This window comes from Bacillus sp. R45, from assembly GCF_021729365.1.
Lineage (GTDB): Bacteria > Bacillota > Bacilli > Bacillales > Bacillaceae > Bacillus > Bacillus velezensis.
The window spans coordinates 2071125-2093784 of the sequence record NZ_CP091421.1; the positions used below are offsets into that span (position 1 = coordinate 2071125).

At 42.9% G+C, this 22660-nt stretch carries 30 protein-coding genes and 3 pseudogenes; 10 read left to right on the forward strand and 23 right to left on the reverse strand.

What is annotated here, in order from left to right; translation table 11 throughout:
• Nucleotides 1-4: 4 nt before the first annotated feature.
• A complete protein-coding gene (locus tag L3V45_RS09910) occupies nucleotides 5-616 on the reverse strand; it encodes a phosphatase PAP2 family protein (protein ID WP_024085485.1) in 612 nt (203 codons plus the stop codon).
• A 73-nt stretch (nucleotides 617-689) separates the two neighbouring features.
• On the reverse strand, nucleotides 690-863 hold the full coding sequence (locus tag L3V45_RS09915; RefSeq protein ID WP_003153696.1) for a YozD family protein: 174 nt from the start codon (nucleotides 861-863) through the stop codon (nucleotides 690-692).
• Nucleotides 864-981: 118 nt separating this feature from the next.
• Here L3V45_RS09915 and L3V45_RS09920 point away from each other — a divergent pair, with 118 nt between their 5' ends.
• Nucleotides 982-1125, forward strand: coding sequence for a hypothetical protein (locus L3V45_RS09920; protein ID WP_012117771.1), 144 nt, complete (start codon nucleotides 982-984; stop codon nucleotides 1123-1125).
• Here L3V45_RS09920 and L3V45_RS09925 read toward each other — a convergent pair.
• From L3V45_RS09925 to cgeC, 15 genes are all read right to left on the reverse strand, one after another.
• Nucleotides 1122-1802 carry a hypothetical protein gene (locus tag L3V45_RS09925; RefSeq protein ID WP_003153690.1) on the reverse strand — a complete coding sequence of 227 codons (681 nt, stop codon included), beginning with the start codon at nucleotides 1800-1802 and terminating at the stop codon, nucleotides 1122-1124. The two genes, L3V45_RS09920 and L3V45_RS09925, sit on opposite strands and share 4 nt — an antisense overlap.
• Nucleotides 1803-1947: 145 nt before the next feature.
• Nucleotides 1948-2259, reverse strand: coding sequence for a VOC family protein (locus tag L3V45_RS09930; RefSeq protein WP_224979371.1), 312 nt, complete (start codon nucleotides 2257-2259; stop codon nucleotides 1948-1950).
• A 299-nt stretch (nucleotides 2260-2558) separates the two neighbouring features.
• Nucleotides 2559-2783, reverse strand: coding sequence for a YozE family protein (locus L3V45_RS09935; protein ID WP_003153684.1), 225 nt, complete (start codon nucleotides 2781-2783; stop codon nucleotides 2559-2561).
• A gap of 74 nt (nucleotides 2784-2857) precedes the next feature.
• Nucleotides 2858-3136, reverse strand: coding sequence for a YokU family protein (locus L3V45_RS09940; protein ID WP_003153681.1), 279 nt, complete (start codon nucleotides 3134-3136; stop codon nucleotides 2858-2860).
• Nucleotides 3133-4554, reverse strand: coding sequence for a lysine 2,3-aminomutase (gene ablA, locus L3V45_RS09945; protein WP_025852459.1), 1422 nt, complete (start codon nucleotides 4552-4554; stop codon nucleotides 3133-3135). Before ablA ends, L3V45_RS09940 begins: the two co-directional genes overlap by 4 nt.
• A complete protein-coding gene (ablB, locus tag L3V45_RS09950; RefSeq protein ID WP_014305222.1) occupies nucleotides 4551-5423 on the reverse strand; it encodes a putative beta-lysine N-acetyltransferase in 873 nt (290 codons plus the stop codon). The genes ablA and ablB overlap by 4 nt, the downstream gene beginning before the upstream one ends.
• Entirely contained in the window at nucleotides 5386-6687 is a 1302-nt protein-coding gene (locus tag L3V45_RS09955; RefSeq protein WP_014305223.1) for a peptidase, read from the reverse strand. Before L3V45_RS09955 ends, ablB begins: the two co-directional genes overlap by 38 nt.
• A complete protein-coding gene (locus tag L3V45_RS09960; protein ID WP_007612023.1) occupies nucleotides 6659-7354 on the reverse strand; it encodes a 3-oxoacid CoA-transferase subunit B in 696 nt (231 codons plus the stop codon). The genes L3V45_RS09955 and L3V45_RS09960 overlap by 29 nt, the downstream gene beginning before the upstream one ends.
• Complete coding sequence (locus tag L3V45_RS09965; RefSeq protein WP_003153673.1) at nucleotides 7339-8028, reverse strand: CoA transferase subunit A; 690 nt, start codon at nucleotides 8026-8028, stop codon at nucleotides 7339-7341. The genes L3V45_RS09960 and L3V45_RS09965 overlap by 16 nt, the downstream gene beginning before the upstream one ends.
• A 6-nt stretch (nucleotides 8029-8034) precedes the next feature.
• Complete coding sequence (locus L3V45_RS09970) at nucleotides 8035-9366, reverse strand: aspartate aminotransferase family protein (protein WP_069013340.1); 1332 nt, start codon at nucleotides 9364-9366, stop codon at nucleotides 8035-8037.
• 259 nt (nucleotides 9367-9625) lie between these two features.
• Nucleotides 9626-10072, reverse strand: a complete 447-nt coding sequence (locus L3V45_RS09975) for an AraC family transcriptional regulator (protein ID WP_069013369.1) — start codon at nucleotides 10070-10072, stop codon at nucleotides 9626-9628.
• Nucleotides 10073-10208: 136 nt separating this feature from the next.
• Entirely contained in the window at nucleotides 10209-10355 is a 147-nt protein-coding gene (locus tag L3V45_RS09980) for a YjcZ family sporulation protein (RefSeq protein ID WP_014418145.1), read from the reverse strand.
• A gap of 78 nt (nucleotides 10356-10433) precedes the next feature.
• A complete protein-coding gene (locus tag L3V45_RS09985; protein WP_014305227.1) occupies nucleotides 10434-11213 on the reverse strand; it encodes a GNAT family N-acetyltransferase in 780 nt (259 codons plus the stop codon).
• A 38-nt stretch (nucleotides 11214-11251) separates the two neighbouring features.
• Nucleotides 11252-12523: a glycosyltransferase family 2 protein gene (locus L3V45_RS09990; protein WP_024085490.1), complete on the reverse strand. Its 1272-nt coding sequence runs from the start codon at nucleotides 12521-12523 to the stop codon at nucleotides 11252-11254.
• A 63-nt stretch (nucleotides 12524-12586) separates the two neighbouring features.
• Nucleotides 12587-12886 carry a spore maturation protein CgeC gene (cgeC, locus tag L3V45_RS09995; RefSeq protein WP_003153667.1) on the reverse strand — a complete coding sequence of 100 codons (300 nt, stop codon included), beginning with the start codon at nucleotides 12884-12886 and terminating at the stop codon, nucleotides 12587-12589.
• A gap of 209 nt (nucleotides 12887-13095) precedes the next feature.
• Between cgeC and L3V45_RS10000 the strand changes: the two genes are divergently transcribed.
• Nucleotides 13096-13527, forward strand: coding sequence for a hypothetical protein (locus tag L3V45_RS10000; RefSeq protein WP_014305229.1), 432 nt, complete (start codon nucleotides 13096-13098; stop codon nucleotides 13525-13527).
• Nucleotides 13528-13533: 6 nt separating this feature from the next.
• Nucleotides 13534-14490, forward strand: a complete 957-nt coding sequence (locus L3V45_RS10005; protein ID WP_014305230.1) for a CgeB family protein — start codon at nucleotides 13534-13536, stop codon at nucleotides 14488-14490.
• 49 nt (nucleotides 14491-14539) lie between these two features.
• On the opposite strand, the gene phyC is transcribed toward L3V45_RS10005, so the two are convergent.
• On the reverse strand, nucleotides 14540-15691 hold the full coding sequence (gene phyC, locus L3V45_RS10010) for a 3-phytase (RefSeq protein ID WP_234949339.1): 1152 nt from the start codon (nucleotides 15689-15691) through the stop codon (nucleotides 14540-14542).
• Between the two features lie 315 nt (nucleotides 15692-16006).
• Here phyC and L3V45_RS10015 point away from each other — a divergent pair, with 315 nt between their 5' ends.
• The gene (locus L3V45_RS10015) at nucleotides 16007-16432 is read left to right on the forward strand and encodes an SDR family NAD(P)-dependent oxidoreductase (RefSeq protein WP_003153663.1); all 426 of its coding nucleotides are present in this window, start codon (nucleotides 16007-16009) and stop codon (nucleotides 16430-16432) included.
• A gap of 33 nt (nucleotides 16433-16465) precedes the next feature.
• Here L3V45_RS10015 and sprB read toward each other — a convergent pair whose 3' ends face one another.
• The 4 genes and pseudogenes from sprB to L3V45_RS19655 form a co-directional block, all read right to left on the reverse strand.
• Nucleotides 16466-16642 (reverse strand): recombination directionality factor SprB, encoded by a 177-nt coding sequence (gene sprB, locus L3V45_RS10020; protein ID WP_007612049.1) that lies wholly within the window; start codon nucleotides 16640-16642, stop codon nucleotides 16466-16468.
• 2 nt (nucleotides 16643-16644) lie between these two features.
• Nucleotides 16645-16802: pseudogene (locus L3V45_RS10025) on the reverse strand (hypothetical protein); the annotation flags it as partial.
• 191 nt (nucleotides 16803-16993) lie between these two features.
• Nucleotides 16994-17269 carry a DUF3221 domain-containing protein gene (locus tag L3V45_RS10030; protein ID WP_014305232.1) on the reverse strand — a complete coding sequence of 92 codons (276 nt, stop codon included), beginning with the start codon at nucleotides 17267-17269 and terminating at the stop codon, nucleotides 16994-16996.
• A gap of 78 nt (nucleotides 17270-17347) precedes the next feature.
• Nucleotides 17348-17556: pseudogene (locus L3V45_RS19655) on the reverse strand (hypothetical protein); the annotation flags it as partial.
• Between the two features lie 28 nt (nucleotides 17557-17584).
• Here L3V45_RS19655 and L3V45_RS10035 point away from each other — a divergent pair.
• The 5 genes and pseudogenes from L3V45_RS10035 (at nucleotide 17585) to L3V45_RS10055 (ending at nucleotide 20898) form a co-directional block, all read left to right on the forward strand.
• Complete coding sequence (locus L3V45_RS10035; RefSeq protein WP_025852477.1) at nucleotides 17585-17818, forward strand: hypothetical protein; 234 nt, start codon at nucleotides 17585-17587, stop codon at nucleotides 17816-17818.
• Nucleotides 17819-18574: 756 nt separating this feature from the next.
• Complete coding sequence (locus L3V45_RS10040; protein WP_024085498.1) at nucleotides 18575-19003, forward strand: hypothetical protein; 429 nt, start codon at nucleotides 18575-18577, stop codon at nucleotides 19001-19003.
• 74 nt (nucleotides 19004-19077) lie between these two features.
• Nucleotides 19078-19599 carry a hypothetical protein gene (locus L3V45_RS10045; RefSeq protein WP_024085499.1) on the forward strand — a complete coding sequence of 174 codons (522 nt, stop codon included), beginning with the start codon at nucleotides 19078-19080 and terminating at the stop codon, nucleotides 19597-19599.
• 248 nt (nucleotides 19600-19847) lie between these two features.
• A pseudogene (locus L3V45_RS10050) lies at nucleotides 19848-20157 on the forward strand (ATP-dependent DNA ligase); the annotation flags it as partial.
• A gap of 276 nt (nucleotides 20158-20433) precedes the next feature.
• Nucleotides 20434-20898 carry a hypothetical protein gene (locus tag L3V45_RS10055; protein WP_025852481.1) on the forward strand — a complete coding sequence of 155 codons (465 nt, stop codon included), beginning with the start codon at nucleotides 20434-20436 and terminating at the stop codon, nucleotides 20896-20898.
• A gap of 511 nt (nucleotides 20899-21409) precedes the next feature.
• Here the strand turns inward: L3V45_RS10055 and L3V45_RS19515 are convergent.
• A complete protein-coding gene (locus L3V45_RS19515; protein WP_256078009.1) occupies nucleotides 21410-21538 on the reverse strand; it encodes a hypothetical protein in 129 nt (42 codons plus the stop codon).
• 573 nt (nucleotides 21539-22111) lie between these two features.
• Between L3V45_RS19515 and L3V45_RS10060 the strand changes: the two genes are divergently transcribed.
• Entirely contained in the window at nucleotides 22112-22486 is a 375-nt protein-coding gene (locus tag L3V45_RS10060; protein WP_024085504.1) for a YoqO family protein, read from the forward strand.
• The last annotated feature ends 174 nt before the right edge of the window (nucleotides 22487-22660 follow it).

Consider the following 22660-nt stretch of genomic DNA (forward strand, 5'->3'; position numbering starts at 1 on the left):
GTCTCTATTTTTGTCGAAACGGATGATACTTTTCGTCAAAGAGCGCAAAAAGCGAAACGAGGCAAAGTCCGAGACTGAATCCGGCAAGGACATCCGTCGGAAAATGCGCGCCCAAATAAATTCTGCTGAATCCGATCAGAATGACGAGAACTCCGGTAAAGACGGTGAGGGCCCTCTTTCTTTTCGTGAAAAACGGAACATGCTTGATCAAAAAGTAAGCGATGACGGGATACATCACTGCCGAATTCATGGAGTGGCCGCTCGGAAAACTGTATGAGGTTTCATGGACGAGCGGTTCAAAAGCGGGTCTGGCTCTTTCAATCAATTCTTTTATTTTTATGTTTACAATCCGTTCAATGAGAAAGAGAAGCGGCAAAAAAACAACATCCGGCGTTTTTTTGTACATATACAGAGCTGCGCCTGTCAAAAGAAGAAGCGGCAAAAGCACCGCGGTCGTGCCGAGCTCCGTTATCCATAACATCAATTCATTCAGCCAGACAGACCTGATCCTGACAGCCGCTTCTATCACACGCTCATCAAAAGCCCGGACGGCTTCTATCCGGATCGCTGCTGCGAGCAGAATAAACAATGTGAAAAGACTTGCTGGCTTGTACAACGTTTTCCCCCCATGTTTCATTCTCCCGAGCTGATTGAAAAAACCGAAGCTTTTTCACTTCGGTTCCGCAGTTTCAGTCTTCATCAAGCTCTTCGTCTATCATACATTTTTCTAATAAATAATCAAAGGTGATGTCGGCTATTTCGAAGATTTCCTCTTCACTCGGTATGTACCCGCGCATAGCAAGCTGACTGTAAAAATAATCAGCTATTTCTTCTGTGTCAATCACAAGATCTATTTCTTTCATGCAAACACCGCCTCCTTTTTTATGTTTTATGAAAAAACCGTTCAAATTATACCCGAAAGTTCTAAACGTTTTGTCCGCTCATATACTTTTAAAAAAACAAGCCCCGGAGGGAGAAAAGATAATGACGAAAATGATGGCTTTATTGGACGGAGATGGATTTGATATCGTATTGGAAAAAGTGCTGAAAGGAATGTCGTTTGTCATCTTTGCCGGCTGTCTGCCCTGGTTTTTATATGTCACCGTCCGTTTTTTTGCCGGCTAGCTGAAATGCTCCCGCAGGCTTTCCAGCACAAAATTCATCATATCTTTATATTCTTCGTCACCGAACAAATGATAAAGAATCTTATAATCGTTATAAATATCAAGCAGCTCATCTACAATCGATACCGCCAGCACATGCAGGGCATCGGGATCATCAGCATCGCCTTCAAACTGAAGAAGAGCAGACGCGACGGTATCCTCGCCGATCTCATGAGATGCTTCCCCAACATAGTGGACAAACAGCAGCTGATGCACAAACTGATCCATTTCATATTTTCTCAGAACCAGCGTGAGATCCTCTTCCTCCGTTTCAAGCCACTCTCCGTCTTTCAGCCGAGTCAGCTCATAAATAATATCCTCCCAGCCATCCTCTAAATATCTCCATATTTCAGTTCTGTGACCGATAACTCGGAATAATTCCTTTCCGTAGTCCTTTACATATACGACGTCGCCGATCAGAAATTCATATTCAATATCTAATTTTTCCATATCGACGATCACGCCCTCATAATCTTTATAAAGCTGGATGGACGATTCAAAATAAAGCACTTCATTATGATTGACTTCATAAAGATAATGTTTATCAATTTGATGAACCTTCGTAATGGTGCCGACGGTTCCGTACATCACGACGACCACGATGTCTCCCACTTGAAATTTCGGTTTATCTGGCTTCATGCTGTCTCCCCCTTGCCGCGGACTGTCATACGCTATCGTATGCCGGCCGCCATAATTTCGCATGGGCATGAAAACCACAGGAAATATCTATTTCTGCACCTGTTCAAAATGTCAAAAACCCCAACATGCTTGTGCGTTTTTTCACTTACCGTAACAGAAGCGTCTGATGGCATTGCGCTCTCGATCGAATGAGCAGTAACAATGACGAGACAAAAAGCGCCTGTTTTTGAATGAGTTTTTGTTTATTTCTCCGTGACGCAAAGGTAAATACCCGGCCCGAAGGCATGTTGACAATATCACCGCCGTGATGTTCAAGATTTGCCGTGAAACACATCATCGAAGGTGTATGGAGATCCAATTCCGGCTGCATATTCGTAATGGCTTGTTTATCATGAAGAACCAAACTCGTTTCGGCTTTCAATGAAGCCACAACTTCAATCCGCTTCAACCTTGTCACAAAAAATTCCCTTTCCGTCCAAACGTCAGTGCCTCACCATAGATCATTTGATTCCTCTCACTTCATTTAAATGTTTGACTATTTCTCCGTGAAAAGAGGCTCCTTACACGGGACCCCGCCGGCAGCAGGTCTGATCCGGTGAACTCTGCGGCTATACATTCTGCTGCCTTATGATCCGTGCCGTCAGGAAGATTTGTTTACGCCTGATCAAAACGAAAGGCATTGCGGGATTTGATCATACGGCACCTCATAAGCGATTGATTTCAACAGAAAAAAACCGCACAATGTGCGGTTTTTCGTCAGGCGTGATGCACCTCGGTCTCATATTTTTCCCAAGCTTCATCAAATGTCGCCATCGTTTCTAAATAGTCGGCGCTCAGTTCTAAATAAGAACTGAGCTCGTGATAATCGCTTGACGTTTTCGGAAAGCCGTGATCTTCGTATGCCTGATTCGCAAACCGGCTGATTGCGTCCTGCGGTTTGGGATGCCTGTATTTCATCAAATAGTGATAAAAGGATTTCATGGGTTTCCCCTCCTGATGACTGTCTTTTGTTGTACTATTATACAATTCAAGTGTGAAATTACAACAAAAGAAGACTAGGAGAAGTCAAAATAATTCCGTTTCAAGATCCGTTCTGTCCCCATCAGCTCTTGATATGTGAGTGTTTCCGGTAATTTTTTTGCATCGACTAAAAAAAGCTGATTTTCGATTTCCGCTATGACCGCTTCCTCCTGATACGTCATGCCGCAGGAGGAGCAGGCGAATGCGGGTGTTTCTGTAATTTCTATGGCTCTCGTACCGTCAGGAAGCTCCCAGTACACAGCCGCCTGACAAGCTGACGCCCTCTGATTGCCGCACCACTCGCATGGCTTCACGGCGATTCACCTCCGACTTCCGATCCTGCTTTTTGCTCTTTCTTTTGCTGTGCAATAAATTTCTTTTCTTTTAATTCATCTCTCTTTTCCCTGCGGTCTTTCAGCGTTTCATGATCAGGGTTTGATGTAAACGTTTTCCTTCTGGCGATCCTCGATACATTTTCCGGTGTGAACGAAACCTCTTTGTCCGCGAAAATGGCGCTCAGTCCGACAGGCTCGCGTTTGGCCATTGTTCCCGGAAAAACAGATTCAAAATAGTCGTCAGCTTGATTCGGGATATAGTTTTCCGGCTCGGGATAAGATGTAATCACCCCTTCGAAGTTTCTGATCACAACTTTCTCCGGACTTTGGGAGAGCAAGTAGTTCGGCTGCAGGGCGATTTTACCGCCTCCGCCCGGGGCGTCGACGACAAAGGTCGGCACGGCAAAGCCTGTTGTGTGGCCTCTCAGTCCTTCAATGATTTCCAATCCTTTTGACACAGGCGCTCTGAAATGGCCGATTCCCTCTGACAAATCACATTGATAAATATAGTACGGACGCACGCGGATTTTCACTAAATCATGCATGAGTTTTTTCATAATCGGCACCGAATCGTTAATGCCTGCTAAAATAACAGCCTGGTTACCGACCGGAACACCTGCGTTAACGAGCTTTTCACACGCCGCAACCGATTCTTCCGTCAGTTCGATGCTCGTATTAAAATGAGTGTTCAGCCAGACCGGATGATATTTTTTCAAAATCTGACAAAGGTTATCCGTTATCCGCTGCGGAAATACGACGGGCGCTCTCGTTCCGATCCTAATAATTTCAAGGTGGGGAATGTCACGCAGGTTTTTCAAAATATATTCCAGAATCTGATCGTTGATTAAAAGCCCGTCTCCGCCGGAAATCAGGCAGTCACGGATTTCCGGCGTTTCCCGGATGTAAGCGATTGCCGCATCGAGCTGTTTTTTCGGCACCCCCATTCCGATCTGTCCGGAAAAACGCCTTCTGGTGCAGTATCGGCAATACATCGAGCATTGATTTGTCACCAGAAAAAGAACGCGGTCAGGATAGCGGTGCGTAAGACCGGGAACCGGTGAATCTTCATCTTCAAACAGCGGATCTTCAAGGTCATATTTCGTTTTGTGCATTTCTTCTGACAGCGGCACGGACTGCATGCGGATCGGACATCTCGGGTTATCGGGATCCATTAAAGAAGCATAATAAGGCGTAATGTTCAGGGGAATGGTTTTTACAGACATCCTGACGCCTTCTTCTTCCTCTTCGGTCAAATGAATGACTTTTTTCAGGTCATCGACGGTTCTTACAGTATGGGTGAGCTGCCACAGCCAATCATTCCACTTTTCTTCCGGCACATCTTTCCACAATTCAATCTCCTTCCAGTGACGCTTCGGCTGAAACCATTTGTTTGTCAAACGAATTCCTCCTTATGAATGGCCAAACGTAAAGTTTTGCACCATATATTCATATTTTCGAGCCCTTCTGAAATGCGGCAGTTGTTCACAAGCCTGCCTCTGTAGCCGTATCCCGCATGATACAAAACGGCGTTCATCCCGTAAGACGCTGCACGGGCCAAGGAAAAAAGATGAATGATTCCCCGGCCAGCGAGTTCCTGCTCCAACGCTTTAAACAAGTGTGCCGTTACGGAGTTCCCCCTGTAATCTGACAGAACCGCGCAATCGGTCATTTCTGCGTGCCCCAAAACCGGATTGATATCTGCGCTTGCCGCCCCAATGAGACGATCCTGATCGAATGCGGCATAATAGATGGTGTTTTCTTTCATTGTTTTTTTAATATAAAGGGGATTAAAAACAGGAGTCGGATAGGTAAGAAAAACATGTTTATATAAGTGCGTTAAACGGTCCGCATCATCTTCGTCCGCTTTTCTGAACATCAGCGTGCTTTCTGTCTGAGTCATTCCCCGCCGCGGTGTCTCATATAAACGGTCAACAGCCGAATCTTCTGATACATATGAATCTGACCGTCTCCGTTCCTCTGATAAATAGCGCACCATCACAACAGCCTTATGCCCGTTGTAATACCCGTCTATGGCACCCTCAATAATAAAAAGATGCTTGACAAATTCCGGCTCATCGCCGCGCTTGGCAAAGAAAATCACCTTTTGGGCTCCCTCTTCCTTTGCTTCTGCCAAAACGGCCGGTATAAGCGCCTCGGGCTGTCCGTCATAACGAATGACCCTGATCCGCTCGTTGAAACGGTCTGCATCAATCTCGGCCGCTCCGCTTTCAGCCCTCAGTTCCTTTATCAGCGCTGTCACCCCCATCTGCCACCCCGCACCATTCCATGATAAAAAGAGAAATGATTTTGACGGCATCGATTAACGCCCGGACTTCAATGTATTCATTCGCCTGATGCGCCGCCTTGACTTCTCCCGGACCGAAGACGATGACCGGCGTCTGTCCCGCGTGCTGCAAAAGCCCTCCGTCCGTTCCCCACGGGGACGCTTCACGAACCGGTTTTGCCCCTTTCATTTTCTCAAAAGAAGATTCCAGAGCGGAAATCAGCGGATGCTCATCCGGGAGATCATTCGGAAGCCACTGAGCCCCAAACCATTCTATTTCCGCGGGGTGGTGTTTAAACCATTCATCCCGGTACTCCAAATCTTTCAGCCAGCTTGCCAGCTCTTCTTTTACTGCTTCGGGCGTTTCATCCGGCGCTATTCCGCACCTGCCTTCTATCACCACACGGTCAGCTACCGATGATGGCCACGTTCCCCCTTGGACGGTGCCGATATTAATGGGAACCGGAATCGGAACGTCCCGATAAAGCGGGTCTTTGATACGGGCGTTACGGACGTGTTCAAGCTCTTTAAGGGCTGTGATGACATGCAGGCTTTTTTCAATGGCGCTCACCCCTTCATAGCGGGTGCCGCCGTGTGCGGACAATCCTCTTACCGTAATGCGGAACCACATGGACCCTTGCTGCTTAACAAACAGCTTTAAATTAGTCGGTTCGGGAATAAGCGCCCCGTCAGCCTTGTAGCCCTTCATAACAGCCGCCAGTGTTCCCGCGCCGCCGCACTCTTCATCTACGACACTTTGAAACAGAACATCTCCTTTTAACGTAATCCCGCAGGCTTCAAGCGCTTCTAACGCAAACAAGAGGGCTGTATTGCCGCCTTTCATATCCGTTGAACCGCGTCCGTAAACTTTGCCGTCCTTTTCAACAGCTGTAAACGGTTCATACGTCCATGCGGCGGGATTTCCTTCCGGGACAACATCAATATGTCCGTTCAGTATCAGTGATCTTCCGCCCCCGGCCCCTTTCTTTACGGCTGTGATATTCGGGCTTTCATGGAAGTCTTCGCGTTCCGATACAAAATAAGGATGCTCTTTCAATTGTTTGACACTCGGCTCCCAGACATCAATATCCATGTCAAACTGTCTCAGTTTTTCTAAAACGACTGCCTGTGCGTTAAATTCATGGCCGAACGTGCTTTTTTCCCCGATCAGCCGTTTCAGCAGGCTTACCGCTTTTGCTGTGTTTTCTTCCGCCCACTCAGTGACTTTCTTTTCTAATTGATCCATGGACAGACCCCCTTTTAAGAAAACATTCTCCCAATCTGATTTCGGCATCCGTTGTTTGAATGACATCGTCTATGGTCGTGCCATTCAGCAGTTCCTCAAGAACAAAAGCCCCATCATCTATGCTGATGACGGCTTTCTCTGTAATGATGAGATCTGCACAGCCTGCTGCTGTAAGCGGCAATGAACAGCTTTCGACCAGCTTCGGCCGGCCTTTCTGATCGGTGTGGCTCATGACGACAACCACTTTTTTCGCGCCTTGGGCAAGCTCCATCGCCCCGCCCATTCCGGGCACCTTTTTCCCCGGCACGAGCCAATTGGCGAGATCACCTGTCCTGCTGACTTGGAGCGCGCCTAAAATGGTAATATCTATCAGACCTTTTCTGATCATGGCAAAAGACAGAGCTGAATCAAAATAGGAAGCACCCTTAACTGTACTGACAGGAAATCCGGCCGCATTGCATAAAAGCTCATCCTCCTCTCCGCGCTCCGGACTACCGCCGATCCCGAGGACGCCGTTTTCCGCCTGCAGCATTACCTCCATGCCGGCCGGCAGAAAGTTCGGCACTAAAGAAGGAATGCCGATCCCCAGGTTGACAATCATACCTGAGGTAATTTCACTGGCGGCCCGCCTCGCGATACTCTCTCTTTCCGCTATTCCCAAGCCCATCTCCACTTCACTCCTTCACTTTGCACGACACCCTCCACGAAAACGCCCGGCGTTACAATATGCTCGCTGTCAAGTTCGCCGGCAGGCACAATCTCTGCCGCCTCAGCAAATGTTCTTTCGGCCGCAGCAGCCATCAGAGGGTTCATGTTGCGCGCCGTTTTGTCAAACGTCAGATTTCCGAATTCATCAGCAATATGTGCAGACACAAAAGCGAAATCAGCCGTCAGCGCTTTTTCAACTAAATAGGACTTTCCGTCAATCGTTACGGTTTCTTTGTTTTCACAAACGGTTGCGTTATCAATGCCGATATCAGTTAAAATACCGCCTAGCCCCGCTCCGCCTGCGCGAATCCGTTCAGCAAGCGTCCCTTGCGGCGAAAATTCCACCTCAAGCGCTCCGTCAGTCATTTGTCTGCCTGCGACAGGATTTGAGCCGATATGGGAAGCGATCAGCCTTTTTACCCGCTTATGAACGATAAGCGGGCCGATACCGATTTCCGGAAATCCGGCATCATTGCAGATGACGGTCAATTCTTTAACGCCGCTTTCCAAAATCGCTTCGATTAATGACGGAGGTGAACCCACTCCCCCAAAACCGCCGAACATGATGACAGATTCGTCCTTGACATCGGCAATTGCTTCATGAATATCGATTTTTTTATGAAAAATAGACATATCAGCTCAATCCTTCTTCATCATTTTTTCAGCTTCTTCTGCGGACTGGGAAAATAGATCTGACAGCTCATCCAGCTCCGCATATGAAATCGTGAACGGCGGGGCGATGATGACGGCGTCTCCTTCTCCGCTGTCAATACCGGGCTTTGCTGGGTAAATAAGCAGGCCCCGTTTTTTTGCCGCTTTAATGATTTTTTCGGTGAAGGCCTGTTTTTTCGAAAAAACGTCCTTCGTCGTTTTATCCTTAACGAATTCAACCCCGATCAGGAGGCCTTTACCGCGGACATCCCCGATCACCCCGCTGCGGTCTTTGATTTCTTCTAATTTCCGCTTCAGCATTACGCCTTTTTCCTCTGACTGCCGAAGCAGCTCGTGTTTCTTGACATAGCGAAGCACTTCAAGCGCCGCCCTTGCACAGTATGGGTTGGCACTGTACGTATGTCCGCTCATAATGACCCCGGAGCCCCGCTTGATCGTTTCAATGATGTCATCAGACGCAACAGCTGCCGCAATCGGAGCGTAACCGGCGCCCAATCCTTTTCCGAGCACCGCGATATCAGGGGCGATCCCCCAATGCTCAGAAGCAAGCATCCGTCCTGTTCTCCCGAGCCCCGTCATGACTTCATCCGCAATAAACAAAATACCGTGCCTGCGGCAGACAACCTCAAGCGCTTCATAATAACCTGTCGGCGGAGTGATGGCCGCCCCGGCTGCTCCGACAATCGGCTCTGCGACAAATCCCGCGATAAATGAGGAACCGATCCGCTGAACAGCCGTTTCCAGTTCAGCCGCCGCAGCTTTCACAAATTCCTCTCCCTGCAACTCTGAACGATACATATTAGGCGCTGAAACGGCCGGAAACCGTTCAAGCAGTTGGGTGAAGCGGTATCTCCGTTCATAGAACCCTGATAATGAAAGCGCCCCCAAAGTAATCCCGTGGTAACTTCCCCATCTTGATAGAAAGACGGATTTTTGGTATTGCCCTTTTTCCTGCCAATATTGAACGGCCATTTTCATCGCTGTTTCGACTGCCTCTGAGCCGCTGTTTACAAAAAATGACCAATTCAGTCCGCCCGGCAGATGATCGGCCAGAAATAAAGCCAGTTCTTCTGCCGGAGTACTGGTGAATTGCGAGCGATACACAAACGAAACGGAGTCAAGCTGCTCTTTTAAAGCTTGTATAATCTCCTCCGTGCCGTGGCCGATATTGCAAGTGACCGCCCCCGATGCTCCGTCCAGATACTTGTTCCCCTCCTGATCATACACATATGATCCCTTACCATGACTGACTGACGGATAATTTGCGTCAAGCTCCGGTTTGATTAAATAGCTCCCCATATCTTTCCACCTCGAAAACCCATTTGCTTCATTGTATGAACAGATGAATAACCGCATTCTTATCCTTCAGAAAGTTTTTTGAAGAAAATACCTTTCTGTAAAACAGGCTGCCGGAGATGTCCCGACAGCCTGAAGAGCGTTCTGGAAATTCTATTCCTATTGTTGATTTTTTCTTTCTTCGGTTCTGCTATTTATCTGCTCATCACATCATTTTTGATCTGAATCTGTATAAGCAGCAGGCGGAAAATTCCCGTCTTCTTTACTGTATGGGAATCAATATTTCACACAAATGATGATTCACCTTTTGTAAAGTATACCTTTCGATAATAGGCTGTTCTCTGATTGATAAATTATTTTTTCCGATCTCAGAAAAAACAGTGTTCCAAAATCCGCTGACTGCCTCTTTTGTATGATCAAGCAAGAAAACAGCGTACTTCCCTCCGGAAAATGTACCGATCCGGGCTGGTTCAGGCACATGGTCTTGATTGATAACAAGACAAACATCATAGCGGCATTTCTCTTTAGGAGTACGATTCGGATGATCTTGCGGAATTCCTAAAATGACAGAATGATCAAGCAGGCCATTCAATTGCGCCCAGTTTTTAAATGACTCCATCAGTTCTTTGTTTTGCTTTCCGCCATACTCACCGACGTTTCGGAAATAAGCAATTCTGGATTCGGGTAATTCTTCAATCGTTATGTTCACATTTTCTCCCCCTTCTCCAGAAAGGTAATATGTATTAAAATGTTTTTCAAGCTGATTTTTCAGCATGGAAATAACAAAAAGCCTGCAGAAAATGATGTTCTCTGCAGGCTGATTTTCATTATAGGATTTTTTCAGTCTAACAAATAAAAGCCGCACCGACGATGATTAATAAAATAAACAATACCACGATCAGCACAAAAGTGCTGGTTCCGCCTCCGCAGCCGCCGTGCCCGTAACCATAGCCAAAACTGCCGCAACCGTAGCCATATCCGTATCCGTACATACGCAAATCATCCTTTCTTCTTACGATATACGGTATTGTATGCGGGCCAACTCCCAATTGGTTTATGCGAATGCCCAACTATGTAAGAAAATAATGAAAAATTGTATGCACGCGCCGAAATCTTTTGAAGCCGAGTTTTTCATAAAAGCGGTTTACACCGTCCATCCCGGACGTCACAAGGTATACGGTTTCCATGCCGTTCAGCTTTGCCGCCGCCATCAGCTCATTCATCAATATCGATCCGTAGCCTTTTCGTTGGAATTGATCCAGAATTGCGACTTCTTCTATTTTTGCGGTTTTATCTGCTTTGTTGATGAAAAGCTCTCCGCAGCCGATCGGAATCGTTTGCGAGGCGTCGCTGTAGCACACGACAAGCATAACCGTTCCCTCCTTATACAAAGGATATTTCCGCTCAAGCTTTTGTTCGGCCGCCGCCTCGCCAATGTAAAGGGCATCATAGATGTTCATAATAGACGACCCATCGGCGAGGCTCTTTTCCGTCCCCCAAGCAGTGAGCGGGTGTCCGGCCTGCAGGTCCCCATTTTCCAGTTTCCTTGCAAAAAACAGCTCATCTTCCACTACGCAGCCCTGCTTTACCAGAGTTTGTTTCAGAAGAAGCGGAAATGCGTGCTCCGGAGACGCTTTCACATGAATATAATTGGCTTGAAGCATGCCCGGAACGGACGAAAGAAACGGCAGCAGTTTGTCTAACGGAAATGTACGGTGCAGCTGAACAAAGTTATGCGAAAAAATCTGCGGCAAAAAAGGGTCCGTATATACACTGAAATGCTCGAACCTCTGAATGCCGGAAGTAAGCTCTATATACTGCTTCTCGGTTTTATCAAATTGATCGGTCATAAAAGCTCTCCTTTTCCTTGCACATCCGACTGCATCTCTCAACCTTTTGTTATATTGAGATTTCTTATAATTTCATCGTACACCGGATAGAACGGCATTCCAATTGGTAATTGTTTAATTTGCTGAAAGGAAATGGGTATCGCCTTCTGATTCGCAAAAAAGCGTTTCGCTACGTCATGACTGATCGGATGGAGAACCCCTCTCAAATAAACATAAAATTTCCGTTCAATGCGAAACAGCATCCTCCCGGGCAAATGTTGAACACAGTCCGATGTCCACCGGCTGATCGGCGGACCGTCCGGAAGCGATTGTATTTCGGCCCGTTCTAAAGCCGGGATGCCATGCCGTTTAAATCGGTAAAAGCGAAATGCGCTATGATCAACCAGCCTTTTCTCCCCGTCTTCTATAAAATAAACATGAAACTGATCCCTGACGAGCTGAAAATTCGGAATACTTGCGGAGTCCTCTTCCTCATATTGAAATAAAAACGGATCCGGAATGACGACGGTCCGGCCTTCGTATAACGTATGCCAGCGCTCGTTTACAGGCTTCCTTTTATTTCGGTCAAGCTGATATACTTTCTGATCCGTCCCCTTTACAAAGGATCCGTCGATCAGGACAGACGGAAGCGATTGATACGTGTTCTGAAATGAGTGGGGTGTTTTATAGGTCGTATCCAACACTTCTTTTATCGGCAGAAATGATGTAAATGTGTTGAGCCTGCTCCAAAAAACAGAGTCTCCGTGATTCCAATGCATAACATCTTCGTCCCAAAAGCTGCCGAACTTCTCTTTCACACGCTCAAGCAATGATCTCCGGTGCATCACTGAACAGTGATCAACGAGAAAAGCGGCCTGATCAAGCACCTCTTCAGCAAAACGATAGAAGTGGAATTGTTCTGTTCCGCGCCCGTTTACATGTATCACCTTCTGGCTGGAATAGACGGCATCAAACTCGCTGCATTGATTAAGCGCTTCCGCCATGCGGCTGAGCCTATTCGGATGAAATACGGTGTCGTCTGTCAAATAAGTGATGTATTCGCCTTCGGCCCGTGAAAGCGCATCATTAATCAAAACGGCATACCGGGTCGACTTCAGCCGTTCGGCCGGATTGATAAAACTGTTGTCATAATATATGCGATGATCTTTTATATACGTACTGATGGCGGCCGAGGTTTCTTCATTTGAATGATCATCCATCACAAACAGCTCCCAATTGCTGTAGGTCTGATGCAAAACACTTTCAATCGCCTGTTTTACAAGATCCGGTTTGTTGTAACTCGTTAAGATAATTGAGACCTTCTTTTCCATCCCATCACCCCTTCTGTAAAACGTAAAAAACGGCTCCGAAAAAGACAGAGCCTGATATCGTTATTAAAAAGCCCCCCAGCTGACGATGCTTGAAATCGCGACGTTTGATCTCGTATTATTGAGCGGATTTTGAAAAACGGCCAAATCTGACAGCACTTCTTTGACAATTACGTTCTGCAGTGTGCTGCCGTTAATCAGATTGACGCGCGATACAGGAACCCCAAGCTCTTTTGCCATTACAAGCTGACGCCGCAAATCTGAATGATCTCCGGACGGCTGATGAGATAACAAAAGAAGAAGAAGCAGTACGAGCTGAAATTCCTCCTCAAAACCCCCGTGTTTTACAGTTTCTCCTGAATCCAAAATATTCCTCTCCTTCATTTTTTAATCTATACAACGTATGTCACACTCTTACAATCCGCATAGGCAAACAAAGCCTGATTCTAAAATTCAGCTGTTTGATTAATTGTTGAAAAAAATGCAAGCAAAACGGCATTCGACTTATACCAATCTTTTCAATCAGGAATATGAATAAACGTGAGGTTGAAATTGTAAAGGAGGTGTATGTCCGCATGAGCGAGGATCGTTTGGAGCTTAAAAAGAAATTATTAAAAACTCTTTTAGCCCCTGTATTTGACAACAGCGCTTTATCTGGCGGCACAGATGGAGGAGATAATGTGGAAAACAAAGTAAAAGATTTATTGGAATCGGCAATTGATGCAAAAGTGGATGAAGCAGCGGCGAAAGACAGTCTCAGCGCACAATCTGTATTGGGAAGCGGTATTTCATTAGCGGCGAGATGGATTTTTGCAAGAATTCAGCCCGGCACTGTCATCAGCATTGTGATGGATTCAGGAGACATGATCGGCCCGGTTCAATTTGTTGCCTTTGACGAAATTCACGGAATCGTTTTTGTTACGCAGGAAAATTCCGTTACACCGGCAGGCTCTGCTACAACATTGCTTGACGTCGACAAAGTTGAAAGTGTCACGTTCACTTCGTAACAGCATATGAACGTTTTATATATCCGTTCAGGATATAAAGGCATATACACGTATTTTGACCGCTGGATCGAGGAAGGCTTTTTACAGTCTTCCGTCCGCTTTTTTTCTGTTTCTGAGTTTGAGGAAGATACCATCCGCAGTATACGGGCATTCAAACCAGACATCAGTCTGATGATGACGGGAGACCGTATTCCGTCTGAATGGCTTCAATGGCTGAAGACAGAACAGATTCCCGTTTATCTATGGATGACGGAGGATCCTTTTTATTTCGATGTGAGTATGACAATCGCGCCGCTTGCGGATGCCGTTTTAACGATAGAACAAAACGCGCTTGATGCTTACCGGCAAATGGGCTTACAGCACGTATATTATGTCCCGATCCCCGTTAATCAGCGGCTTTTTAAAAAACAACCTGCTGAAGCCTCTCTTCACACAAATCTGCTTCTGATCGGATACCCGTATCCGAACCGCGTTGAACTGGTGAAAGCAGCGGCGAAGCTTCCGTATACGCTTCGTATTATCGGGAAGGGATGGCGCAGACATCTGCCTAAAAAAATCGCCAGACAGCAAAATGTGCTCGTAATGGATGAATGGATTGAACCCGAACTTGCCGCATTATATTACAACAGCGCAGAGGTGGTCTTAAACCCTCACCGTTCTTATCGGTTTGCGCTCAATCAGAACGGACGCGGCATCGAAAATACCAGTTTAAATACGAGAAGCTTAGACATTGCGGCTTGTCAGGCCTTTCAGCTGACAGACCTTTCTCCCGCGCCCCCGTTTTCAACATTTGTTTCTTACAGCGGGTTTGCGGATTTTGCGGATAAGATCCATTTTTATATGACAAACCCGGGTGAACGTAAACAAATCGCGGCGCTTAATTATCAAGAGACAGTACCGGCGTACACGTATGACCGGCTGCCGGCTGTGCTTACGGCTATCCGTTCCAAGACTTTCTCATGAAACGCTCTTCACATCAAAAAGCAGCTTGGATAAGCTGCTTTTTTCATGTTTATTTTCCGCTTCTGTCAGTCAGTTTTCTCGGGTCAACCTGTTTATTGACCTGCGGATGAAAGCCGATTTTATCAGCGATTCTTTCCCATGGCACCATTTTAAAATTTTGATTGGCCTTTTGGCCGTGATCTATATTCTCTCCGTCCTGTGCGACAAAAAGGCCGAACGGATACTCAGGCCCCAGCCCGAAACCCAGAACGTCAATTCCGTCTGTATCGCTTGTGCCGTCTGTTTCAGGCCCGTCTGTTATCTGAAAGTCCGCAACATATTTGTTCTGTCCCTGTCTTTCATAAATCGCGTAGCTGCTGTTACCCTGGCTTGAGGCAAGCAGATAACCTTTCCCGTCAGCAGCGTAGTAAATCGTCAGTCCTTCAATATCAGGGGTTAAATGCCTGCCATCGGCACGATCGATAACCGTTCCGTTACTGCCGCCGTCCGGCTCAGCGCTGAACTTCCAGATGGCCTCATCTTCTTCTGCGATATAAAGACTGCCGTATTCATCGTCTGCTGCCATCCCTTCTGTCTGAGAATTCATTTTAAACGCCCTTACCTTTTTGCCGGATATGTATCCATTTTTATCCGCATTTAATTCGTATTGTTCAAATTCGCCTTCTTTTCCTGTCACCATCGCGTAATATTTTCCTGTTTTTTGACTGTGGTACAAGCTGAAACCGTATACTTCATCAATTGCTGATGCAATCGGGCGGTTTGGATCCGTAATGCTTTGTAATGTGCCGTTTTTCCCGTCAATGGCGTAAATCTCAATGGTATTCTTTCCTTCAGACCGATTGGATGCCGCCGCAATATCGACTTTTTTTCCGTTCAACGGAAAATCATAACGGATATCAACATTGTTCAGCTTCCCGGTATGATAGGAATGAAGCATCTTTCCCTCTAGGCTGTACACGGCTAAGCCTGATTTTTTATTGGTTGTGATCAATTTGCTGTTCTGAGGATTCTTGAGGTCCAGCCAAATCGCAGGATCATCAGCTGCATCACCGGCTGTATCAACCGGCTCCGTTTCCGCCGCCGCATTCACGGTAAAATGATAAGGATCAGACAGCTTATGTTTGGCCTGAGAAGAAACCGCACCGCATGTGAGCATCAATCCGGCTGCCGCGGTTAACAAAAGTGTTTTTGAATGATTCATTTTCCATCCTCCTTTTATGAACGTGCACTTTAATTGTAAAATACATACAGGAAGTTCAGTGTTAAGTTTTTGTGAAGATTGTCCGAATGTGAGGATTTATGAAGAGAAAAAATTGACGTGAGCAAATATTTAAAATGAATATTTAGTACAATGTTTTATTTGTAATTTCTATTCTATTAATCGGGTAACGCGATATGAAAGCGCATCAGATTAATGTTTTTCTCTAATTTTTGATTTATTGGTTTCTTTCATTAACTCGCTGAAATTGTTCAACATATGATGCATGGTAGAGAAACGAGAGTTGGAGGATAAGCCATGCCTAAACAGCAAGCAGTAGAGCTACAACCGTTTTTTCACGATAAAACTGTTCTCGTCACAGGCGGAACAGGATCAATCGGAAGCCAAATAGTAAAACGCCTTTTGCTCTTAACCCCTAAAGAAGTCATTGTGTTCAGCAAAGATGACAGTAAACAATATGTGATGAAGCAAAAATACGCGGATGAACAAAGACTGTCGTTTGTGCTCGGCGATGTTCGTGACTACAGAAGAGTCAACCAAGTGATGAAAGGTGTTGATATTGTCTTTCACACAGCAGCGCTGAAGCAGGTTCCGACATGTGAGGATAATCCCTTTGAAGCCATTCAAACCAACCTTATCGGCGGACAAAATGTCGCAGAAGCCGCTTTGCTGCAAGAAGTGACGCATGTGATTAATATCAGTACTGATAAAGCCGTTTATTAAGATACTTACCACAAACAAATCAAAAAAAGAAGCTTACTCTGCACTCCTTTCCAAAGCAGCCTCCAATAAATGCTGAGCAAATTGTTTATAAAATTCATCTAAGTCATTACTCGCTTCATCCTGATCTATATAGCGGATACTGTAATTATCTTTATGGACAACCTTTATTGTTTTTTTCTTTAATTCCTCATAACGTTGGTAAGGTTCCAAAACTACACCCCCGCTTTCACAGGAGTATTATATGTATGTAATGGTTCGTCTCTTGACTGTTCTTTCTTTATCAAAGCCTCGCAAGCTTGTTCAAATGTATGATCCAGCGTTCAGTACCGATCTCTTCGCATATGAATATGGGAATGCTGGCTTTATTCAAGGTGCCCAGTAATTCAAAATGTGTTCTTGACATATGCCTTCTCTGCACCTGAGTCAACAATTGTCAAATAAATCCCGGGGCAGGAATAAGCCACCGCGAATGAAGAATGACGTGAGGTTTGAAGACATTATTTCGGTTCAATATGCCGTTTCAGTTTTGCAGCGGTATTTCTGAGAATTAAAGAATAGGTACTAAATCCTTTCAAACTTTGAGATATTTGTTTTTGGCGGTGAAGATTCATTGAATCTTTTATACCAAATACGAATTTTTTGTCCTTTGCTCAAGTCATCTTTATTGTTAAGTTGACTAAGTCCCAGTAAAACTATATCCGATCTATACTTTTTAATAATCTCTTTTTCACTAAGATTTTCATAGTCTTTAACATCAGCTTTTTCATTATGTATGAAAATTGCTTGATTCTCTCCTTTTAAAATGACATAGCCGACCATGGTTTGCTCAGCCTCCATAAAATGTTTGCTTTGGGTTTTGACACCCTAATGTTATACTTAACAAAATTAACAGCATTGTACATAATCTATACAAGTTCAAACCGCCCTTCTTGCATATTTGTAACAAGAGTAAAACACTGTTTTAGGAAATGACAGACTAAAATGACTCATTTTTAAGGATTTTAACAACTTCCCCGTAGTCTTATGGAACACGGCGAGGTCTTTACCATCATAGAACCGCACAATTGCATCATGAAATATTTAATTGGCTGATCAACCACAACACCTTCTTTAAGCGATCTAATGTGGAATATGTGTAAGGAGGCGGTTTATTTGAAAAACGATCAGAAAATAACACTTGACTCTTCTTTTGCGTTATCCACTCTTATTGTCTTACTTATTGCATTGTACCCGTCCTATTCTTCTTGGTTTGTCACAATATTCTTTTTAGGATTTGCACTAATATACACATTTGAAAAAAAGAGCAAATCTTCAAAACTAATTGCTATTATCTCTTATCCATTATTTATTGTTGCGTTTGTTTACAGCATAATAAACAGCATGTAATAATCCCCCGCCTAAGACAGGGTTATTTTTTATCACATTGCAGCAACTTTTGGGCCGCCTTTGTCTGTGATGATAAAGCTGTCACTCCCGATTTTTTCTTTTGATCCTTATCTTCATAAATCGTTACAAGGTGTTTTGTCATAAGAGCCGTCCCTGCCATCTTACATTCCTGCTTATCCTAAAAGTAAACAATTTTATATTCACCTAGAATGATCATTATTAGCTAATCCAGCTAATCCAGCTAAATCAGATGACCAGCCCCCTGTAGGCAAATTAAAAGCAAATCCTAATGTTTGAACGACAGCAGCAGTTGAGTATTTGTCAAAGTTGATCGTAGACGTTGCTTTCAGTATCATTCCAAGTCTGAGTTATCTCTTTTCGCCTTAACTCCTGCCCCAAAATCATAAAGCAAACCACTCCAGTAAAATTCCAACAATTTCAATCTTGCCAATGGTGTTTCTTAAACCTAATTCCCCCTCTGAGTGTTTTATGATATTACACTCCTGAAAATATTTGTTTTTGTTAAACCTACAGTTTTATTGAATCTTCTCCACGGCATAAAATGGGCATCCCCAATGAGACTTTCGGTTCTTTTTTAAGAAAATTGTGTCTCGTATAATAACAAAAGTATGTTTTTAAAATTCTTGTTCCTTCTTTTATAACTAAAATTTTTTAGGTAATATATTGATTTCATTACAAATATCCATTATATTTGTAAATATATTAAACTAATGGTTATTTAAGGATGATGAAGAAATGAAGAAAAAACTTATTTCATTTATCATGGTGTTCACGTTGGCTGTGCTGGCTATATCAGTTGTTTCTCCTGGCTATGCAAGTGCAGCAGAAAGTAAAAAAGCACCTGTAGTTCAAAATAGCGTACAGGCTCCTTTAGCTTCAAATTCTGAAGTACATACACAGGGCATTCCTTTCGCTAAACAAATATTAGTAAAAGCACTTAGGGTTGGTGGCCCCGCTTTAGGAAACCTTATTAAAAAGATCCCATATAAATGGGCACAAAAAGCTGGTGATGCTTGTTCTAAATGGGGACACAAAGCGGCGGACGTTATAGATGAACTTACAAATTTCGGAGAAACAGCTGTTACTGTGGCCTTAGTGAAAGCCGGAATTCCATTAGCTGATGCACAGTTAATTGCGAAGGTTGTTGTGTTCTTTTTGGTATAACTATACATTAAAAACAAGAGAGTGAGGCTTATAACCTTCACTCTTTTGTTTTAATTAGGTAAGGAGAGATCACCATGAATCTGCTTGTTATGACGTTATCAATTTATCTTTTATCTCTCATCGTCTTTTTTATTTTTATGTACAGAGGAGAAAAGAAAGAAGCTGCAGAAAAAAACACAAATGAAAAATTTTTATTATCTACAGTAATAGGAGCTTTGGTTTTATCACTCATTCCTACTGCAATCATAATGGTGATAATCTTATTTGCAACAGGATCAGCAAATGTGCTTGTAAAATTCTTTGAATTAGAAATAGAATTTAAACAGATTGTTATAACAAGTGTGTGTATGGTTGTTTATTCTTTTACTTTTGATAATATTTTTGTGGCTGTTGGAAGGCATCTCATTGGGGATAACTTCTTCAAGTTTATATTTGCCTCGTTGTTTAGGTTTTTATTTATTTATATAGTGGGTATCTTATGTTCCATTGGGAACAGCGACAATTTTAAATTATCATTAGGATTAACTTTATTTTTTCTTTTGTTAGAATGTATTTTCCCTAAAAAGTCTGACCGTGCCCAGAATTTAAAATCTTAAGAACGGGCATTTGGTGAGAACATTAATTCATATAAAAAAGGAATAATGTTCAAAAAGATAAAGCAGGCTTAATGTCTGCTTTATTTAATTAAAATCCCTCTTCATACAGTGCTTTCTCTAAGCAATTCGGCTCCTAAAGCTACACTGAACCTTCCAGCTTTATACTCGTTTACAACAATAAAGTAACAAGCAAGTTGAGAAATCTCGAATCTCGAATCTTGATATGCTCAATGGTACTGTTGTTTTTGCTTCCTGACTTTGAGACTGTAATGGGACGCTTTATGTCTAAAAAATCTGCCTATAATATCGTTTACTGTGTAGTCGATGTAATTTATATTAATTGGCATCTAATTGCTAATAACCCGCTCACTGAACGGAAAAGCATGCTTTTAGACATTAACCTTGACCATAACAATGTATTTGTTATTGAAGGTCTGCAGGGAAACGGATTAGCTTACTTTAATCTGCCAAAGAAAAGCATCTTGAAGGAATCGTATTAATAAAGCTAACTCCCCATCTGGGATTAATAAACATTCTTATAGCTGGCTGAAAGTGATTATAGATTTAAGACTACATGGTAAACTCCGCATACCTTCCTTTGAATCTTGGAGAGTATAATCTCTCCATTACATAACTCCTTAATGCTTAGCCCCTTTTAAAATAGACTGAAAATTCAGTACACAATACAATAAGTTATCCAAATCGTTTAGCTGTAATTCACCAAAATGCTCTTCATATTTTGTGACAGATTCATTCCAGTTTGAATAAACCTATTGACCTCCTGAAATTAAATGTTATTATTTACTTTAACTTACAAATAAAGGAGTGTTTAATTTGAAAAAGTTGTTTAGTTTTATTGTTTGCACCATGGTGGCCATTCTTTCTCTGAGCATTGCCACTGCCGCATCTGCTGAGACCGACAATTCTAGGTTTTCAACTAAGCTTACTAACTCTGTCGAAAGTGAATTTAAAGCTTTTGGTCTTAACCCTCCTAATTCAAATAGCGTTGTAAATCTTACGAAAAACAAATTGACATTCGCTGGACAAGCAACTGGCAATACGTTATATTCAAACAGTTATTTTCAAGGCAAATCTTCGATAAGCTATTCAATTACAAATAATATTGGAACTAAACTAACTGTGAAAGTTTGGAATGATTCCGACTGGATTTTTGCTACTGAAACACTAACTGTAAATGCTAACGGTACAGCTACAGGAACAATAAAAAATCTAGATGCCAATGCGCTTTACTATCTATCTTTCTCTGCTCCGAGCGACTTTTCTGGCTATGTTCAATAATACGTATATAGCAGCTCCATTCGTGGGGCTTTTTTGTATTCGTTAAAAACTATCGTACAGACAGAATTGGATTAATTGTAAGAAATTTGATATATTAGTAATACAATCGAATATCCAAGGCTGCTCCTACACAAAAAACAAGCCAGTGATAAAATCCTTCTTCTTATTATTTTTTATCTTAGTGTTAAATTTTTTCACAGGGGCTGATTTTATGTTTCTAATAAACAATTCTTTTGACTTTATGAGCAACGTAACAACACTAGTTGATTTTGTTGGCATTGTAGGTGCGGTAGGCTCTGCCTTGAGTATTTGAATAAAAACTATCTTTTATCTAGACTTGTCCAGCTCTCTCCAACATTTCAAAGAGATTGTGCCTGCCTCAATTAGTTTGGCATTGTAGTCTTCAACCTCTTTCTTTGTGCTGGCCAATTTATCAAAAGCTACTCGCCAACACCATTATGAATTTTGATAAAAGATTTAATCCTCAAGCCATCAAAACAAACATCTAAAATTAGTCTATTGCCTGAAGTGCCATCAATTTTGCTAAACGCAGCTTCTTTATTGTACCAGCATAAAGCACCTCTTCAATGGATTCATTGGTAAAGTACTCAGTTTCCTTGGTTGCTATATAGGTTTTCATTTCTTCCTCTTACTACGTTTAAAATCACGATTTCATCTTCGGTCCTAGTGATCTTAAGTCCTTTCTCTATATACACGCAGAGTGTATTTGAGTTCGCACAGTATTTAGTGAATTGTATTTGATATCAATAACTTCAATATTAATTGACTCTGTTCTTATAAATATATTTAATAGCCTATCAATTTCAACCCATTCACCTTGCAATATTCATCTTGGAATAGCGTTATTTTAATCATTGTCTAACCCTTCCTTTAATGAACTGCTTTCGTCTAACTTTCGGAAAACATATTAATCTGCTAACAAATAGCTCATCGACTTTATCATTGTATTCACCATATTCACCAGAGTCCCCTTCAACACCTACAGAACCTCGATTTGTCGTCCACAATATAATTCCCATTTCTCCATTCTCAAAGACCTTACTTGCTCCCCTTTTTGATAATCGAGTATATTTCAACCTCTTTCTTAAAATAATCACATTTTAAGTTAACTTTAAACGGCATTATGTTGAGAATTTCACCTTTAATTGGTAAGCTGACATCTAAGTCATACTTATACAAAGCAGGTGATATATTGAACAAAATAATCGGAATGACCGGATTAATTATCTCCTTACTTGTGCAAGGGTTTTCAGCAAGTGATTCATTGACTCATAAGATCGCCATGGCTTGTCTATTTTTGTTCTTATTGGTTTATAATTTTAACCATACTAAGGAGTTCTCTAAAAAGTCTCTGGCGATTATAGGCGCTTCCTTTATTGTGCTGATGCTTGGGATTTATCAATTGCTCTCTTTTACTGGTGATTACTTTGAAAGTCGCGGTTTAAATTTTGGAATTATCCTCTTACTTGAGATTGCTTTAGTTATTGGATTAGTGACTGCTGCGCTGAGTTTAATTAAGCATATTGCAGACCGCTTAAGGAAAACACCTGATGGTAAAGAGCGTTGACTCTTTGCCTTTTTTTAGCTAACCATTTCTTTTTATGCCGTCTTTCTTGTACAAAATCAAACGCAATATCGACTTTTGCCGGCTCTGTTCTGTCAATGATGAATTGATTTCAGAATGATTCTTAATTCCTCATCATTCATTGGACTCCGCCTTAATGGACTCTTCTTCATTTTT